Origin of the sequence: Corynebacterium otitidis ATCC 51513, from assembly GCF_000296405.1 — a bacterium.
Lineage (GTDB): Bacteria > Actinomycetota > Actinomycetes > Mycobacteriales > Mycobacteriaceae > Corynebacterium > Corynebacterium otitidis.
The window spans coordinates 441729-458423 of record NZ_JH815192.1; the positions used below are offsets into that span (position 1 = coordinate 441729).

13 protein-coding genes are annotated in these 16695 nt (G+C 70.5%); 8 read left to right on the plus strand and 5 right to left on the minus strand.

Annotated elements, in window-relative coordinates; genetic code table 11:
• The 3 genes from HMPREF9719_RS09380 to HMPREF9719_RS01965 all read left to right on the plus strand — a co-directional run.
• A partial coding sequence (locus tag HMPREF9719_RS09380; protein ID WP_004600285.1) for a 5-oxoprolinase subunit C family protein occupies positions 1-650 on the plus strand: 650 nt, incomplete at its 5' end.
• A 117-nt stretch (positions 651-767) separates the two neighbouring features.
• Positions 768-2519 carry an acetyl/propionyl/methylcrotonyl-CoA carboxylase subunit alpha gene (locus tag HMPREF9719_RS01960; protein WP_004600286.1) on the plus strand — a complete coding sequence of 584 codons (1752 nt, stop codon included), beginning with the start codon at positions 768-770 and terminating at the stop codon, positions 2517-2519.
• A gap of 1 nt (position 2520) precedes the next feature.
• Positions 2521-3162, plus strand: coding sequence for a GntR family transcriptional regulator (locus HMPREF9719_RS01965; RefSeq protein ID WP_004600287.1), 642 nt, complete (start codon positions 2521-2523; stop codon positions 3160-3162).
• Between the two features lie 57 nt (positions 3163-3219).
• Here HMPREF9719_RS01965 and HMPREF9719_RS01970 read toward each other — a convergent pair whose 3' ends face one another.
• Complete coding sequence (locus tag HMPREF9719_RS01970) at positions 3220-3729, minus strand: GNAT family N-acetyltransferase (protein WP_004600288.1); 510 nt, start codon at positions 3727-3729, stop codon at positions 3220-3222.
• Positions 3730-3889: 160 nt separating this feature from the next.
• Positions 3890-5146, minus strand: coding sequence for an NRAMP family divalent metal transporter (locus HMPREF9719_RS01975; protein WP_004600289.1), 1257 nt, complete (start codon positions 5144-5146; stop codon positions 3890-3892).
• A gap of 272 nt (positions 5147-5418) precedes the next feature.
• Between HMPREF9719_RS01975 and HMPREF9719_RS01980 the strand changes: the two genes are divergently transcribed.
• Complete coding sequence (locus HMPREF9719_RS01980; RefSeq protein ID WP_004600290.1) at positions 5419-6696, plus strand: DUF6882 domain-containing protein; 1278 nt, start codon at positions 5419-5421, stop codon at positions 6694-6696.
• Between the two features lie 84 nt (positions 6697-6780).
• On the opposite strand, the gene HMPREF9719_RS01985 is transcribed toward HMPREF9719_RS01980, so the two are convergent.
• From HMPREF9719_RS01985 to HMPREF9719_RS01995, 3 genes are all read right to left on the minus strand, one after another.
• Entirely contained in the window at positions 6781-7875 is a 1095-nt protein-coding gene (locus tag HMPREF9719_RS01985; protein WP_004601763.1) for an enoyl-CoA hydratase/isomerase family protein, read from the minus strand.
• Between the two features lie 168 nt (positions 7876-8043).
• Positions 8044-8685, minus strand: coding sequence for a DsbA family oxidoreductase (locus tag HMPREF9719_RS01990; RefSeq protein WP_004600292.1), 642 nt, complete (start codon positions 8683-8685; stop codon positions 8044-8046).
• Between the two features lie 143 nt (positions 8686-8828).
• Positions 8829-9581, minus strand: coding sequence for an FkbM family methyltransferase (locus HMPREF9719_RS01995; protein ID WP_004600293.1), 753 nt, complete (start codon positions 9579-9581; stop codon positions 8829-8831).
• A gap of 169 nt (positions 9582-9750) precedes the next feature.
• Between HMPREF9719_RS01995 and HMPREF9719_RS02000 the strand changes: the two genes are divergently transcribed.
• The 4 genes from HMPREF9719_RS02000 to HMPREF9719_RS02015 all read left to right on the plus strand — a co-directional run.
• On the plus strand, positions 9751-10920 hold the full coding sequence (locus HMPREF9719_RS02000; RefSeq protein WP_004600294.1) for a S1 family peptidase: 1170 nt from the start codon (positions 9751-9753) through the stop codon (positions 10918-10920).
• Between the two features lie 84 nt (positions 10921-11004).
• Positions 11005-11874, plus strand: coding sequence for an RNA polymerase sigma factor (locus HMPREF9719_RS02005; protein WP_004600295.1), 870 nt, complete (start codon positions 11005-11007; stop codon positions 11872-11874).
• Entirely contained in the window at positions 11871-12569 is a 699-nt protein-coding gene (locus HMPREF9719_RS02010; protein WP_038075039.1) for a hypothetical protein, read from the plus strand. Before HMPREF9719_RS02005 ends, HMPREF9719_RS02010 begins: the two co-directional genes overlap by 4 nt.
• Positions 12570-12736: 167 nt before the next feature.
• On the plus strand, positions 12737-16695 hold a 3959-nt coding region (locus HMPREF9719_RS02015), incomplete at its 3' end, for a DNA methyltransferase (RefSeq protein WP_004600297.1).

Genomic DNA, 16695 nt, shown 5'->3' on the forward strand with positions numbered 1-16695 from the left:
CCGTCGAGACCAGCGCCGGCGCGCGGCGCTGCCAGCCCGCCGCGCCGATCCTCCTGCCCGCCGGCGCGAGGCTCACCGTCGCGCCGCCCGAGCGCGGCCAACGCCGCTACCTCTCGCTGCGCGGCGGGATCCTCGCCGACGGGGAGGAGCTCGGCAGCCTGTCGAGCGACCAGCTCTCCGGGCTGGGGCCGAAGCCCCTCGCCGCCGGGGACGTGCTCTCCGGCGCGCCAACCCGAGCCCCGCGCCCCGCCAGGGCCGCGACCAACCCCTTTAGCCTCGGGCGCGAGGGCGGGCGCGACCGCGCGACGCTTCGGGCCGTGCCGGGCCCGCGCGACGACTGGTTCGCCGGCGGCGCCGGGCAGCTTGAGGGCCGGGACTTCACGGTTACCCCCGACTCCAACCGCGTGGGGCTGCGCCTCGACTCCGGCGGCGCGCCCTTGAAGCGCGCGAGAAGCGGGGAGCTCAAGAGCGAGGGCATCGCCGCCGGGGCGATCCAGGTGCCGCCCAGCGGCGAGCCCGTCGTGTTCTTACGCGATCACGCCGTCACCGGCGGCTACCCGGTCATCGCCACCGTCCTCGAGGAGGACCTCGACCTCGCGGCCCAGCTCTCCCCCGGCTCGCTCGTCGACTTCCGCCTCGTCGACCCCTAAAAGACCCAGGCCCGAACGCCGGCCCTCGGTCGGCGGGCCGGGCGCTCCCCTCCCCCGTTTCCCGCCGCTGGTTTCCCACGCCCGCGACACCCCGCGTAGAGAAAGGACACCATCCCCATGGCCGAATCCGGCGAGTTTCCCTTAAGGCGCGTGCTCATCGCCAACCGCGGCGAGATCGCCGCGCGCGTCGCGCGCGCCGCCCGCGACCTCGGCATCGAGTCCGTGGCCGTGTACTCCGAGCCCGACGCCGGCGCCCTGCACACCCGCGTCGCCGACGAGGCCTACGCCCTTCCCGGCTCCTCGTCCGCGGAGACCTACCTCAACATCCCCGCCCTCCTCGAGGTCGCCGAGCGCGCCGGCGCCGACTGCGTGCACCCCGGCTACGGGTTCCTCTCCGAGAACCCCGACTTCGCGCGCGCCGTCTCGGATGCCGGCCTCACGTGGATCGGGCCGAGCGCCGAGACGATCGAGAAGCTCGGCGACAAGATCACCGCCCGCACGCTTGCCGAGAAGGTCGGCGCGCCGCTCGCGCCGGGCACCGACGAACCGATGTCGAGCTTCGAGGAGGCCCGCGACTTCGCCGACGAGCACGGCCTGCCGATTGCCATCAAGGCGGCGTTCGGCGGCGGCGGCCGCGGGCTCAAGGTCGTGGAGAACCGCGAGGACATCGAGGACGCGTTCGCCTCCGCCGGGCGGGAGGCCAAGGAGGCCTTCGGGCGCGAGGAGTGCTTCGTCGAGAAGTTCCTCACCCACCCCCGCCACGTCGAGGCGCAGGTGCTCGCCGACAGCCACGGCCACGTCGTGGTGGCGGGGCTGCGCGACTGCTCCACCCAGCGCCGCTTCCAGAAGCTCATCGAGGAGGCGCCCGCTCCCTTCCTCACCGACGAGCAGCGCCGCGACATCACCGAGGGCGCCCGGGAGATCTGCCGCGCGGCCGGCTACCTCGGGGCGGGCACGGTGGAGTACATCGTCGCCGAGGACGGCACCGTCTCCTTCCTCGAGGTCAACACCCGCGTCCAGGTCGAGCACCCGATTACGGAGGAGACCTCCGGGGTGGACGTCGTCGCCGAGCAGTTCCGCGCCGCCGCCGGGCTGCCCCTCAGCATCACCGAGGACCCCACTCCGCGCGGCCACGCGTTCGAGTTCCGCATCAACGCCGAGGACGTCGCCAACGGCTTCGCCCCCTGCCCAGGGAAGGTCACCGAGTTCACCGTCCCCACCGGGCCGGGCATCCGCGTCGACTCCGGGGTCGCCGCCGGGGATTCGGTGCCGCCCTACTACGACTCGCTCATGGCCAAGCTCGTCGTCACCGGCCCCGACCGCGACACGGCGCTGAAGCGCGCCCGCGCGGCGCTTGCCGAGTTCACCATCCGCGGGGTGCGCAGCGTCCTGCCCTTCCACCGCGACATGGTCACCCACCCCGCCCTTGTCGGGGACTCCCTGTCGGTCTACACCGACTGGGTCGACAAGGAGTACGAGCCCACCCTCGAGCCCGGCGTCGACATCGCCGAGGTCAACGAGGAGCGCGAGTACCTCGCCGTGGAGATCGACGGGCGCCTCCACCGCATCGGCGTGCCCACCCGGCTGCTCGCCGCCGGGCCCGCGCCCGCCGGCGCCGCGGACGGCTCGGACGACTCGGGGAAGAGCGCCGCCGGCGGCGACAATGCCGTGACGGCGCCCTACGACGGGACGCTCACCTCGTGGAAGGCCGCAGACGGCGACGAGGTCGCCGAGGGCGACGTCGTCGCCACCTTCGAGGCGATGAAGATGGAGCACTCGCTCACCGCGCCGAAGGCCGGGACGCTCAAGCGCGTCGCGGCCGAGGGCGACCGGCTCTCCTCCGGCGAGACGATCGCGGAGATCTCCTAGCGTGCGCGCCAGCGAGGCCGCCGACACCCTCCGCCGCGCCGCGTCCGCCGGGCGGCTCCGCCCCGGCGAGCGCCTCCCCGAGGAGCGCGCCGCCGCGCACCTCGGGGTGTCGAGGAACACCCTGCGCGAGGCGTTCGCCGCGCTCGTCGCCGACGGGATCCTCGTGCGCGAGCCGCACCGCGGCGTCGTCGTGGCCGCGCCGGGCGCCGCCGACGTCGCGGAGATCTACACCGCCCGGCTCGTCATCGAGCCCGCCGCGCTGCGCCTCGGCGGGGGCCTCGACGAGGGACGGCTCGAGGCGCTCGTCGCCCGCGCCGAGGCGCTGCGCGACAACGGCGAGCTCGACGCCGTCGCGGACGCGAACCAGGAGTTTCACCGCATGCTCGTCGCCGCCGCGGGCTCTCGGCACCTCGACCGGGAGATGGGCCGCCTGCTCGCGCTCATGCGGCTGGGCTTCCTGCGCATCGCCGCGGCGGTGCCCGGCTTCCACGCCCGCTTCGTCGCCGACAACCGGGCCGTCGCCGACCTCGTCGCCGCCGGCGACCGCTCTGGCGCGGCCGCGCTGCTCGAGTCGCAGCTGGCGCGCACCCGAGAGCTGCTCGCCGGGCGCGCCGACGGCGAGCGCGCCAGCACGCCGGCCTAGAGGCGCCGCGGCGCCGCGCCCCCTCTCTCTTCAGGCCTCGGCGGGGATCCCGAGGGCCTAGAGCTCGATCCAGAAGCGCGCCGTGGGGTCGCCCTCTCCCCGGTCGAGCTCGACCGCCGGGCGGCCGCCGTTCTTCTCGATGACCGCGCGGGAGCCCGCGTTCGTCTTGTCGCACGTGACCAGCAGGCGCCGCAGGCCCCGGCGGCGCGCCAGCCGCTTCACGTCGTAAAGGGCGCGGGCGGCGTAGCCGCGGCGGCGCCGGTCCGGCCTGATCGAGTAGCCGACGTGCCCACCGCGGCGCTTCAGCGCGTCGGTGAGCTCGAGGCGCAGCTGGATCGAGCCGACGACCTCCCCGCGCTCGACGACCCAGAACTGAGCGGAGCGCACCAAACCGGGCCGCGCGACGAACTCCTCGGCGCGCAGGAGGCGCACCCAGCGGCGGAACACGTCGGGGTTCTCCAGGCGCCAGCCCTTAACGAGGCTCGCGCCGGGCTGCTCGGCGCCGCGGAAGGCGCGATAGGACTCGAGGTAGGCCAGGCGCAGGCCCGGGGTCGGGCGGACGAGCATCGCGGCGCCTCCTTGGGGCGGAGTCATCGATCCCCGCGCGGCGCTCCAGCGCCCCGCGCGGGCCGGGGCGCGCCGGCGGCGGCCGCGCCCCTTTTTTAAGGAATCACCGCATTCTAGCCCGCGGCGCGGGCCCGGGCGGGGCTTTTCTATCGGCTGCCCCCTACTGCCAGAGCGCCGCGATGCCCGCGACGGAGCTGATGCCGAGCACGACGGTGAAGAGCCACACGACGACACCGACGGCGAGCAGCCAGCGCGGGTAGCGGTAGCCGCGGAGCAGGTCGCGGCGCCTAAAGCCCACCCAGAGCACGACGGCGAAGCCGATGGGCAGGATGAGCCCGTTGAACGCGCCGGCGAAGATGAGCAGCGTCTGCGGCGGGGTCTTGAGAAGCGCGAAGACGAGCGCGCACCCGGCGATGAGCGCGACGGTGATGCCGGTGCGCACCGCGGGCCTCGTCGACTGCTTCGTCACGAACGTCACCGAGGTGTACGCCGCGCCGATGACCGAGGTGAGCCCCGCGGAGAACAGCACGATCCCGAAGATGCGCACGCCGATCTCGCCGGCGGCATGGAAGAACACGTCGCGCGCGACGTTGTCCTGGCTCAGCGACACGCCGGTGGCCACGACGCCGAGCACCGCGAGGAAGAGCACGATGCGCATAACCCCGGTGACGAGGATGCCCGCGATCGAGCTGCGGGTGATCGTGCCGACGTGCTCGGGTCCGGTGAGCCCGGAGTCGATGATGCGGTGCGCGCCGGCGAACGTGATGTAGCCGCCGACGGTCCCGCCGATGAGCGTGGTGATGACGACGACGTCGACCTGCTCGGGCGCGACGACGTTCTTTAGGGCCTCCCCGACCGGCGGCTGGGAACTGATCGCCACATACAGGGTCAGCAGGATCATCACGGCGCCTAAGAACACGACGATCTTGTCGAGCGCCGCGCCCGCCCGCTTGGAGAGGAACACGACGATCGCGACGCCCGCGGCGATGAGCCCGCCGACGGTGGCGTCCATCCCGAGCATCGCATTGAGGCCCAGGCCCGCGCCGGCGATATTGCCAACGTTGAAGACGAGCCCGCCGAAGAACACGAACGCGCCCATCACCCAGCCGAGCCCGGGCACGACGGTGTTGCCCAGCTCGTTGGCCCGCATCCCGGACACGCCCATGACGCGCCACACGTTGAGCTGCACGCCGATGTCGACGATGAGGGAGAGCACGATCGCAAAAGCGAGCGCCGCGCCCAGTTGCGCGGTGAACGCGCTGGTCTGGGTGAGGAAGCCCGGCCCGATCGCGCTCGTGGCCATGAGGAACATCGCCCCCATGACCGCGGAGCGCTTCGTCGCCGCCATCGCCGGGCTGGCGGCCTTGTCGGTCTCGGCGGCGCTGCCGCCGCTGTCTTTCTCGGCACGCTCGGTCACGGGCGCTACCTCCCTGGGTGTGTGTTACTGCCGTGGTGTGTCCTGACCCCGTATCGGGGCTTTTTAGCCTTCGTCCGATTATCCCGGGACGAGCGGCCCGCGTCCCGGGATTGCCGAGACGCCCCTCACCGGGGAGCGCGCGTGGGTCGCGCGTCTCTTCCCGGAGGACCACGCGACTGTAGCGCACCGCGAATCACACCCATGGATTCGGCCCGGGCGCGCCGCGAAAAGCCGCGCCGGCGAGGCCGGGCGGCGGCGCTAGGATGGCCCCCATGCCGCGAACGACGCCCATGGCGGAGGAACTTGCCCGCGCCGAGGCCGAGGGGGCCATCGCCCTGGCCGCCCACCGGCTGCCGCTGCGCCGTGAGCTCGGTGAGGTCACCGAGCTCACGGTCAACGGCGTCAACCCGCCGGCGGTGCTCACCGAGCCCGAGCCCGACGCCCCCGTGAGCCTCCGGGTCTCCCGGAAGCGCGCGGAGCCCCTCGACCTCGCCGGGCGGCGCGTCGCGGAGATCGCGAACAAGGGCTGGTTCTGGGCCACCGAGGACGCCCGCGACCCGCGCTGGGCGGGCTCGGGCTTCCTTTCCGGGCCGCAGCGCATCACCGACGGGCACGTCGCCGCCGCCACGTCGATGGCCGGGGGCAAGCCGGTGTGGCTCGTGCCCCGCCAGGACGGCACCGCCATGGCCGTCGCCGTCGACGTGCCCAAGGAGATTCTCGCCGCCACCCCGCGCGCGACGAACCGCATGCTCATCGCCGAGGGGCTCTCCTCGCTGGGGCTGCCCGCGCAGCGCCTCGCGCGGCGCGCCGTGGAGTCGTGGGCCAGCGAGCTGGGCATCCCGCTCACCGAGCCCGAGCCGGGCTGGCTGCGGCTCGGCGACGGGCGCGGCACGCGGGTGGAGTTCTCCCCCGAGGGCTTCGCGCTGCGCGCGATCGACGACTCCGCCGAGTCGCACTCCCCGGACGGGATGCTCGCCGACGCGGCGTACCTCGCCGCGGAGCACCAGCTCCTCCTCGACGGGACGCTGCCGCGCGCCCACGCCGAGCTCGACCTCAAGAACAACACGGTCGAGATCGCCTCCCGCGACGCCGGCCGGGCCGTCGCCGCGCGCGCGATCGTCGCCGCGACGTACACCGGCTCGCGGTGGACGTGGGGCTGGGCCGACGAGAACCTCCCCGACCGGGCGAGAGAGGCCTCCGAGCGGGCGCGCCGCTTCGGGCGGCGCCACGGCATCGTCCCGCTCCTCACCCCCGCGCTGCCGCGCCGCCTCGCCGAGGAGCTGCGCCTCGGCGAGGCGATCCGCCCGGTGCTGCGCTCCTGGACGCGCCTCGACGTCGAGGTCGCCGAGGGCGTCACCGCCGTCGTGCTCGCCGACGCGCCAGAGCTGCACCTGCCCGCGCCCAGTCGCCCCGCCGCGAGTGCCGCGCTGCGCCGCGCGCAGCGCTGGCTGCCCGAGCGCGTCGACCGGGGCCGCGCGGCCGCGGCCTACGCCGCCGCCCGCGGCCTGGCGGCCTCGCAGCTCAAGGGGCTCGACGGGGCCGAGTTCTAGGCGCCGACCCGGCCGCGCCCGCCGCCCCGCCTCGGGCGGCGCGCCCCGGCGGGCGCACCGACCCAACGATCCCGGGCAGTCTCGCTAGCCCGCGAGGGCGCGGCGGTAGGACTCGGGGTCGACCTCGGCGGTGGAGGCGTGCTGGAAGCTCGCATCGTGGTCCTTATCGACGAGCACAGCGCGCACCCCCTCGGCGAAGTCGGGCTGGCCGCGCATGTGCTTAGCTAGCCGGTCCTCCGCGGCGATCGCGTCGCTCAGCGAGGCCGAGTGCGCGGTGTGGGCGAAGAGCTCCGCCGTAGCCACCAGAGAGCTCGGCGCCGCCTCGCTCAGCAGGCCGCGCACCTCGTCGCGGCCGAGCCGGCCCGGGCCCGCCTCGCTGGGCAACTGCTCGATGCGCGCGTCGATCTCGGCCCACGTGTCGGGAGAGAACACCTCGCCGATGCTCTCTAAGGCCGGGGCGAGGCGGTTCTCCCCCAGCCCGACGGGCGCCTCCCCGGCGGCATCGCGCGGCACCGCGGAGTCGCGCAGCGCGGCCTCGGCGCCCCGCTCGGCGATCTCGTCCTTGAGCCCGGCCAGGCGCTCCGCCGGCGCGGCGTGGCTCGCGAGCCCCGACCAGAGGAGCTCCGCGGCGTTGAGGCGGAAGCCGGTGAGCCCAAGGAAGCGGCCGAGCGCCCGGCGGGTCGCCTCGTCGGCATCAATGTCGAGGCGCTGGAGGGTGTAGCTCATCCCGACGTCCGTGTTGAAGCCGATGGGGGTCTCCGGCATGGCGGCGACGGTGTTCTCCGTGACGACAAGCGAGCCCGAGTGCGCGGCGAGCCCAAAACCGCCGCCCATGACCACCCCGTCGGCGAGCGCCACGACCGGCACCGGGTACGACTCGAGGGTGATCATGACGCCGTACTCCTCGGCGAAGAACGCCTCGGCCGAGGGCTCGTCGCCGGCGAGCACGAACTCGCGGGCGCGGCGCACGTCCCCGCCGGCGCAGAACGCCCGCGGCGAGCTCGAGGCGATGACCACCTGGTCGACCTCGCCGCGCCACTCCTCAAGTTTGGCGGCGATGATCGAGCTCATCTCGGGGTTGATGCTGTTGAGCGCCTTCGGCCGGTCGAGGAGCAGCTCGCCGGTCGTCGCGGCGTCGGTGCGGCGCAGTCGCGCGCGGACGGGTTCGTCAGTAGACATGCCCCAAGTCATACCCCACCGCGCCCCGCGCCCGCGGCCATCTTTTCGCCCCCGCGGCGCGACGGGCCCCGGCCCGGCTCGTCGCCGGGTCGGGGCCCCTTCTCACGTAGTCGACAAAGCTAAATCACCGGGCCGCGCCCGAGCGGGGCGCGGCCGGCCGTCGCGCAGCTATGCCGCGCGGTTCAGGGCGGCGGCGAACATCTCCGGGGGCTGCGCGCCGCTCAGCGCGAGCTTCCCGCCGATGACGAAGTGCGGCACGGCGTTGACCCCCATTTGGTGGGCCTGGTTCTCCTCGTCGCGCACGACGTCGGCGTACTTGTCGGAGTTGAGAACCTCCTCCACGGCCTCGCGGTCCAGGCCGATCTTGTTGACCGCGATGTCGGTGAGCACCTCGTGGTCGCCGAGGCACTTCCCGTCGCTGAAGTACGCCTTCTTCAGCTCCTCGTCGGCGCGGTCGGCCTGCTCGTCGCCCTCGGCGAGCTGAAACACCCGGTGCGCGTCGAAGGTGTTGCCCGGCCTGGCGGTGCGCCAGTTGAAGGTCAGCCCCACGGCCTCGGCGGCGCGGGCGATCTGCTCCTGCGAGGCAATCGCCTGCTGCTGGTCGACGCCGTACTTCTTCGCCACGCTGTCGGCGACGGTACCCTCGGACTCCTGCGGGGCGTTCGGGTCGAGCTCGAAGGCGTGCCAGCGCAGCCGCACGTCCCCGCGTTCGAGGCCGTCTGTCTGGTCGACGGCGAGCTGCAGGTTGCGCTTGCCGATATAGCAGAACGGGCAGACGAAATCGGACCAAATATCAACATCGATAGCCATGCCCCGCCACCGTACGCGCCACCCGCGCCAACGGCCGCCCGGCCGGAGCGCGCCCCGGGGCGCGCGGGCGGCGGCGCCGACCTGGGTCCGGCGGCCGCGCCCCGCTGCCGCGGGACCGCCCGACGATTCCGTCCGGGTTGCCGCTACTCGGCGGCGAAGAGATAGTTGCGCCGCCCGTCGACGAGCCCGGCCGTCGGGCGCCACCGGTCCCCCTCCAGGGCAAAGGCCCGGTAGCCGAGGGCGGCCATCTCGTCGAAGACGTCGGCCGCGGAGTGGCCGTACTTCTCGAGGTGGCGCTCCTCGATCTCGAGCATGGCGACCGGGTGGTACTTCTCGAGCGTGCGGCGCGCGCCGCGGATCATCTCGAGCTCGGCGCCCTCGATATCGGCCTTGAGCACGTCGACCCGCGGCAGGTTGAGCTCCCCGATGAGCGAGTCGAGGCTGCGCCGCGGGGTGCTCAACACCCGGGTCTCGGAGAACTCGTCGCGGTAGATCTCCCCCGGCTCGAGGTCGTCGGCGACGTACGCGCGCCCGTAGACCGCGTGGCCGCGGCGGTACGGCACAGCGAGGCGCACTTCCCCTCCGTCCTCCTCCCCGAGGGCCGCGCGCTTCACCGTGAGCCGGCCGCGGTCCCCGAGCAGCCGCGCCGCACGAGCCAGACGCCCGGCCAGCACGGGGTTCGCCTCGACGGCGAGCACCTGCGCCCTGGAGCGCAGCCACATCTGCGAGGTGTAGAGCCCGAACTCGGCGCCGACGTCGACGCACACCGAGTCCGGGCGGATGAGGCCGGCGAAGGCCTCGAGCTCGTCCTCGATGAACCACGCGTGGCGCGACGCCCATCCCGTCGCCGCATCGAGCAGGCCTGACGGCCGACGCGAGCTAATCGAAGCGTTCATAAAAATCCAAGCTAATGGATTGGCCGTGTTGGTCGTCTCTTCGGCGAGGCGTGTAACGCCAGGACCTCGCCAGACATGTACAAGGTGCGGGCCCACACCCCTTGTTGTCGTCTCGGCCCGCGGCACTGAGCCGCGGTCCGGTCCGCGGCGGAAAGGACGAGGTCCGACGATGATCTCTCGCACGCTCGCCGCGGCGCTGGCCGCGGCCCTGCTGACAACAACTCCCCACATAGCTTCGGCGGCGCCTGCGCCCGCCTCCGAGCCCAGCCAAGACGCCGGAGAAATTTTCATCGACGACGCGGAGCTCCTCGCCGAAGAGCTGGGTATCGACGAGGCGACCGCCCGGGACTGGCTCATAGGCGAGGATGAGTTTCTCGCCGCAATAGACCACGGCCGCGCCGCAGCCTCGGAGATCTTCCTCTCGGCGGCCTGGACCCCAGAGAACGAGCCCGCGGCTGCACGCGGCCGGGTGACCTTCACCGGCGAGCCGCCCGCGCCCGTGCGCGAACGCTTCGAATCGCTCGGCTTCCCGGTGGAGATCCGTACCGACGCTGCTCACGGCGAGGTTAAGCTCGAGCAGATCAGGGCCGATCTCATGGAGGAGCTGGCTGAAGCCGCCGAACTCGACGGGCTCACCGGAGACATCACCGAAGACGGGGAAATTCACTTCGGTTACCACCTCGCCGAGTCCGAGGACGCCCCTGCGGAAGCCGAGGAGAGAATCGCCGACGTCCTCGCCTCCGCCCCGGTGGAGACGGTCGCCGAGCCCGATCCCGCCAGCGTTGCCGTCGACGAAGTGCTCCGCGGCGGCAACTCGGTGAACGGTTGCACGCTGGGATTCGCCGCCACAGCACGTGGAGTGCGCGGTGCAATCAGTGCGGGACATTGCCCAAATTCTGCGGGCAGCCCAGCGGGAAGCACAGCTCCTTTACGATTCGTCCGAGCACACATTGGCGCGCTCGGGGATTCTCAGTTCCACTCGACAACAGACCGGATCAGCAATAGTGTTCGCGTCTCGCGCGCTAGCTCGACACGCGCGATTACCGGGACAGCGACTCCGGTGGCTGGCGCCACCGCCTGCAACTATGGCAAGACGAGGGCTCAGTCCTCGTGCACGAGGATCCGGCGGGCGAATCACGCGGTGCACTCGAAAAACGGACTCATTCAGCGGCTAGTGCAAACCTCTGGGACGTTCACAAATCGCGGCGATAGCGGCGGACCGTGGTACTCGGGCGGCCGTGCCCTGGGTGTTCACTACGGGAAGTCCGGGGGGTACTCGACCTTCACGTCTATCCGTGCCGCCGAGACTGCCCTCGGCGCACGAGTATTCACCGGATAAGAAGAGCCGATGAGCAGTTTCCTAGGCCCTCGCTCGGCTATCGTCACTCTCACCGCGCTGGCCCTGCGCATAGGAGGATGCTCCATGCCCAGCCCAGAGCCCACGCCCGCCCCTGACCCGGTGATTCTCACCTACGAGGCCAGCGCGGACGTCGGTGCGCCCGAATCCTCCTTCGAGGGGATCATCTGGCCCGGCTCCGACGGAGTGCTCGTCGGGATCAGCGACGAGGGTCAGACCTACGGGCTCTATTTCCCCGCCGGCACCGAGTTCTTCCCGGAAAGTTCATCGCTCATCCTTCCCGGCGGGCAGGAGATTCCCCTTTGGAAGAGACGTGGAGCTTTCTGGGGGCTACGAGCCCGCACCCGACGAATCTCCGGCGGCAGGCGAGCCGACCGAGTACTTCGCGGTCAACGACCCGAGCTAGGGCAACCGGACGAAACGATGGCCACGGGGTCCTCCTTCGAGGAGATCTACGCCGAGCACCAGCCGCGTATCTTCGCCGTCGCCCGGCAGCGGATCCGCGACCGCGCCCTCGCCGAGGATGTCACCTCGGAGGTATTCCGCATCGCCTTCGAGTACCACCGCTCCGGCAGGAAGCTCACCTCCCCGTGGCTGTACACCACGCTGCGCCACCTGGTGGCCAACCAGTACCGCCGGGCCCGCAGGGACCTCGACTACCTCGCCACGCTCGGCGCGGGGCGACGCGACGCCGCCGGCGAGGGCGCCACGGACGCCGCGCTCGTCGTCGCCCACGCGCTGCGCCGCCTGGCGAAGGATGACCGGGAGATCCTGCGCATGGCCTACTGGGAGGACCTCTCTCGCGCGGAGATCGCCGCGGTTCTCGGCTGCTCCGCGGGCGCGGTGCGGGTGAGGCTTCTGCGCGCGAGGAAAAGACTCGCGGCGATACTCGGCGAACCGGCAGCCCCGTCATTACCTGGAGGAGGACGGCGATGAACGACCCGCTGGCCGACAGGATCAGGAGAGCCCGCCCCGCGGGCCCCCAAGCCGGCGACGGGCTGAGTCCGCGGGCACTAGAGGACTTCGAGGCCATCACCGGACGGCCCTTCGGCTCCCTTCGGGAATCGGGTCGGTCGGAAGACGCTCCCCGCACCCCGCTGAGGAGACTCATCGCCCATCCCGCCCTTTCCGCGGCGGCCGCGATCGCCCTACTCGCCGGCGCCGGAGCACTGGTCGTCAACCTCGACGGGGAGGTCCAGACCGCGGCGCCTATGGATTTCGGAGAGCCAGAGTCAGGGCCCGAATCGTCAACACCCCATGCGGCCCTCAGGACGGTGGCTAACAGTGCGGACCTCGTCGCCATCGTCGAACCTCGATCCCCCGGGGACGCTGGAGACGATCCCTCACTGCGTCTGACCCTGGTTGAGCCCCTGGCTGGCGATGCGGGCACCGGAGCCGAGCTTGATGTGGCTCGTCCCGAAGATCCGGCCCTGCTAGCTGCTCTCGACGGAAGCACCTCTGGACCGCTCGTGGTCTTTCTCGCCGAGGGTGAGTCTGCCGGCTCCTATCGACTCGTCGACTCCCCGCTCGCGGTCCTCCGGATCGAGGGAGGAAGGCTTACCGCCGAGACTCCCGGCGAGGGCGCCGAGGAGTCGACCGCCACCCTCGACGACCTACGCGAGCTGCTCTGAAGAGCGAGCACATCAGGCTCGCCCACCGAACCCAGACTGCCCGCACAGTCAGGCCGCGACCGTCCGGCCGCTCGGTAGCATGAGTGCAACGTTCCGGCGAGCGCGTAACGCGTGAAGACACCGGTGATGGACGCACGGCAGAAACAAGCAGAGGGGCGTGGTTGTCGGTGGCTGGGTTTGATTCGATCATCAACGTCGACGAGCTGCTGCCCGACTTCTACTTCACCTCCACCGACTCCAAAGGCGACTCGCTCACCAAGAGGGTCCGCAACCGGATCCGGGACTTCGCCGACGACGAGAAAACCCCCGGCATCCTCACCTCCTGGGGCCGATTCAAGACAGCCCGAGCGACGATCCAGCAGACGCTGCTCGACCATCCCAACGAGGCGACGCCGCTGATTCTCGAGGCGCTCGGCTACCGCACCCCGAAGCGTGTCACATTCGAGACCGCGCAGGGCCAGCTCGAGCTGACGGCCTCCACCGCCGACGGTGTCGTCGCATTGGCGGCGGAGCCGGTGGCGGATATCTCCGAGCTGGAAACCACCGCCCGACCCGCCAACACGGTGACCCGGGACGAGAGGTGGATTGCCGGACCCGCACCACGAAACAACGTCGATACTGAAGCAGCCGACATCGGCGAGGAGAACGACGATCTCGCCGGTGCCGACACCGCCGAAACCGTCAATGCGGGTAACGCCCCTGAAGCCATTGCGGCCAGCACGCCGCGGGGCGGGGGCTTGCCGGTCTTCAAACTGCTCACCGAGATCTTCCTCGCCGACGAACCACCCGTCTTCGTGCTCGTGGCTGCGGGCGGCTGGCTGGTGGTGGCTGAACGCGACAGCTGGCCGCTGGGCAAATACCTCGCGATCAACCTCGCTGCCGTCGTGGAACGCGCCGATATCACCCAGGCCGGGGAAACCGCCCACGCCGTCTGCCTCACCTGCAGAGAAAACCTCTCCCACCTACCGGAGCGGGACTCGTGGCTGGAAGCCACCCTCGCCGAGTCACGCAAGGCCGCAGCGGCGGTCTCGGACGATCTACGTGAGGCGATTCGCCAGTCGGTCGAGCTGATCGGCCAGGATGTCGCCGCCCAGCACCGCGAAGCAGGCATCACCCTCACCCCAGACGATGGTGAGCTGATCGGCCGGCAGGCGTTGCGGTATCTCTACCGGATCATGTTCGTCCTCTTCGCCGAGGAATCCCCCGAACTGGAGATCCTGCCCGCCGGGGTGCCGGAATACGAGGCGGGCTACGGCACCGCCCGCTTAAAAGAGCTCATCTTGTCGCCGCCGACGGGTCTGCAGGCCAGCCTGGGACGGCATGTATATGACTCGCTGCAGGTGATCTTCCGGTTGATCTCCACCGGCCACAACCCCGACAAACCGGCGAGGGATGACACGTGGGTGCCGGATGATGCCGCCGGCGACCCCGGACTAGTCTTCCGCGGCCTAGAAGCCGACCTCTTCTCGAACGAGGCCACCAGCCTGATCGACAAGTTCGGGTTGAACAACGACACTCTGATCTCCGTGCTGCGGCTGTTGCTGTTGACTCCGGAGCGGCCGGGCCGGCAGCGCGGCTTCGTCTCGTATGCCAGCCTGGGGGTCGCCCAGCTGGGGCAGGTGTATGAGGGGCTGATGTCGTTCCACGGCACCATCGCCAACCGACAACTCGTCGAAGTCGCACCCGGCGGCGACCGGACCAAAGGCAGCTGGGTCGTCGAAGACACCTCCGATATCGCCGGCCAGCTGCCGGACGACTCCGTCGTCGTGCGCCGCATCGACCACGGGCGTGCCGGTGTGGAAAGCATCCCGGTGCGCTACCAGCCCGGCGACTTCGTCTTCCACGCCTCCGGCCGCGACCGTGCCCGCTCGGCGTCGTTCTACACCCCACAGGTGCTCACCAGTTTCACCGTCGGCCAGGCGATCGCCGAACTCGAATCCTCCGGACGCATCCAGTCCGCCGATGACGTGCTGGATCTCCGTGTGTTGGAGCCGGCATTGGGTTCCGGCGCGTTCGCCGTGGAGGCCGTCGACCAACTCGCCCACCTGTATTTGAAAAAGAAACAGGACGAGCTGGATGAGCGGATCCAGCCGGCGGAGTTCCAGCTGCAGCTGCAGCGGGTGAAGGCGTGGATCGCGCTGCACCGCGTCTACGGCGTCGACTTGAACTCCACGGCGGTTGAGTTGGCAGAGATTTCTCTGTGGTTGGCGACGATGACCGGGGAGTTGACCGCCCCGTGGTTCGGGCTGCACCTGAGAAGAGGCAACACACTCATCGGGGCGCGCCGCAGCGCCTACAGGCGAGATCAGTTGAAGAAGAAGGCCTGGCTGAAAACCCAGCCCGACCCGGTCGCCTTCCCCCACAGCCAGAGCGATGGTGGGGTAGACGAAACCAGTGGTCTTGCTGGTCGGGTGTGGTCATTCCTGCTGCCCAGCTCGACGTGGGGTGCCGGTGTGGATTCCGCAACGGTGAAGAAGCTTGCCGCCGACCACGTCAAGAACGTAAAGGCCTGGCGGCGCAGCGTGCAGAAGAGCCCGGATTCCTCGCAGGTGAAACGTCTGGTGGCGCTCTCGCGGCGTGTCGAGGTGCTGTGGGCCTCGTCGGCGGAGCGGATGCGCATCGCCAACCAGCACGCCAAACGCGACATCCCCGTCTGGGGACAGACCGATGTCACCAACCCTGGTGCTGTCGACAAGACCGTGGTGACTCGATCGGAGATCGAAGACTGGCTCACCGGGGACGAGAACAATGCCTACCGCAGGCTGCGGCTGGTGATGGATGCCTGGTCGGCGCTGACGTTCTGGCCACTCACCGACAACGACACGGTGGTTGACAGAGTGCGGGTGGCTCCGCCCGAGTGGGACGAATGGCTCACCACACTCGAAGAACTCCTCGGCCAAGACCCGCTCAAACGCACCGGTGGCACGAGCGGCCAGCTGGAGTTGGGTGAGGCCGACGGCTGGTTCGAACTCGCAGAGGCGGAAAAGCAGTTCCTCTCCTTTGGCGGGGCGCGCCGTGTTGACCAGGTGGAGTCTCGTCACCCGTGGCTCACTGTTGCCCGCCAGGTCGCATCGCGGCAGGGATTCTTCCACTGGGAGCTCGACTACTCTGACGTGTTCGCCACCAGCGGCGGCTTCGACCTCGTTACCGGAAACCCACCCTGGGTACGTCCCCGTAGCGATGACGAGATGGTCATCGGCGAGTTCGACCCGTGGTTTAAGCTCACCGGGAAACACACCCAGAAAGAAACCACCGCCAAACAACACCAGGTCCTCACCCACCCCGGCGTGACCGACGCCGTGGTGCGCGACTCGGCTGCTACCCAAGCGACGAGCTCGTTTCTTTCCAGCCCGGTGCGCTACCAGCTTTTGGCCGGGCAGCGCACCGATCTATACCGCTGCTTCATGCCCACCACCTGGTCGCTTACCGCGCCCGGCGGGGTGGTGGGGCTGATCCACCCGGAATCGCACTTCACCGAAAAGAAAGCCGCACCGCTGCGCCGCCAGGCCTACCTGCGGCTACGCCGCCACTGGCAGTTCGTCAACGAATTGAAGCTCTTCGACATCCACGATCTCGTCAAGTACGGGGTGCACGTGTACGCCGGGCGACAGGCCGCCCCGGACTTCATCCAAGCCGTCTCGCTCTACCACCCGGATACCGCGCGCGACTCGCTCAAACACGACGGCACCGGCCCCGTGCCCGGATTGAAAGACGACAACGACCGCTGGGATCTGCGCCCGCATGCGGATCGAATCCAACACGTCACCACCGACACCCTTACCCTGTGGGCCGACCTCATGGAGGACTCCGATACCCCGGCAGGTGAGGCGCGCATGGTCTACACCGTCAACACCGACGCCGCCCGCGTGCTGCAGACGCTGGCGAAGGCCCCGCGGGTTGCGGAGCTGGGTTTGCAGTACTCGCGTGGCTGGGACGAGAGCATCGATAAGCGCAAAGGTTGGTTTGATCGCGGCTACGCGGTGCCCGGCTCGTGGGATCGGGTGATTCTTCAGGGCCCGCATCTCGGTGTGGCCACCCCGATGATCAAACAACCCAACCCGAGCCTAAAGCACAACCAGGACTACACCGCCGTGGACCTCGAGGCGATACCCGCGGATTTCCTGCC

Coding starts and splice junctions, on each gene's coding strand:
- HMPREF9719_RS01980 (WP_004600290.1), top strand. CDS start 5,419: ATGCCGCGAACGACGCCCATGGCGGAGGAACTTGCCCGCGCCGAGGCC.
- HMPREF9719_RS02005 (WP_004600295.1), top strand. CDS start 11,005: ATGCCCAGCCCAGAGCCCACGCCCGCCCCTGACCCGGTGATTCTCACC.
- HMPREF9719_RS01995 (WP_004600293.1), bottom strand. CDS start 9,581: ATGAACGCTTCGATTAGCTCGCGTCGGCCGTCAGGCCTGCTCGATGCG.
- HMPREF9719_RS01970 (WP_004600288.1), bottom strand. CDS start 3,729: ATGCTCGTCCGCCCGACCCCGGGCCTGCGCCTGGCCTACCTCGAGTCC.
- HMPREF9719_RS01985 (WP_004601763.1), bottom strand. CDS start 7,875: ATGTCTACTGACGAACCCGTCCGCGCGCGACTGCGCCGCACCGACGCC.
- HMPREF9719_RS02000 (WP_004600294.1), top strand. CDS start 9,751: ATGATCTCTCGCACGCTCGCCGCGGCGCTGGCCGCGGCCCTGCTGACA.
- HMPREF9719_RS01990 (WP_004600292.1), bottom strand. CDS start 8,685: ATGGCTATCGATGTTGATATTTGGTCCGATTTCGTCTGCCCGTTCTGC.
- HMPREF9719_RS01960 (WP_004600286.1), top strand. CDS start 768: ATGGCCGAATCCGGCGAGTTTCCCTTAAGGCGCGTGCTCATCGCCAAC.
- HMPREF9719_RS02010 (WP_038075039.1), top strand. CDS start 11,871: ATGAACGACCCGCTGGCCGACAGGATCAGGAGAGCCCGCCCCGCGGGC.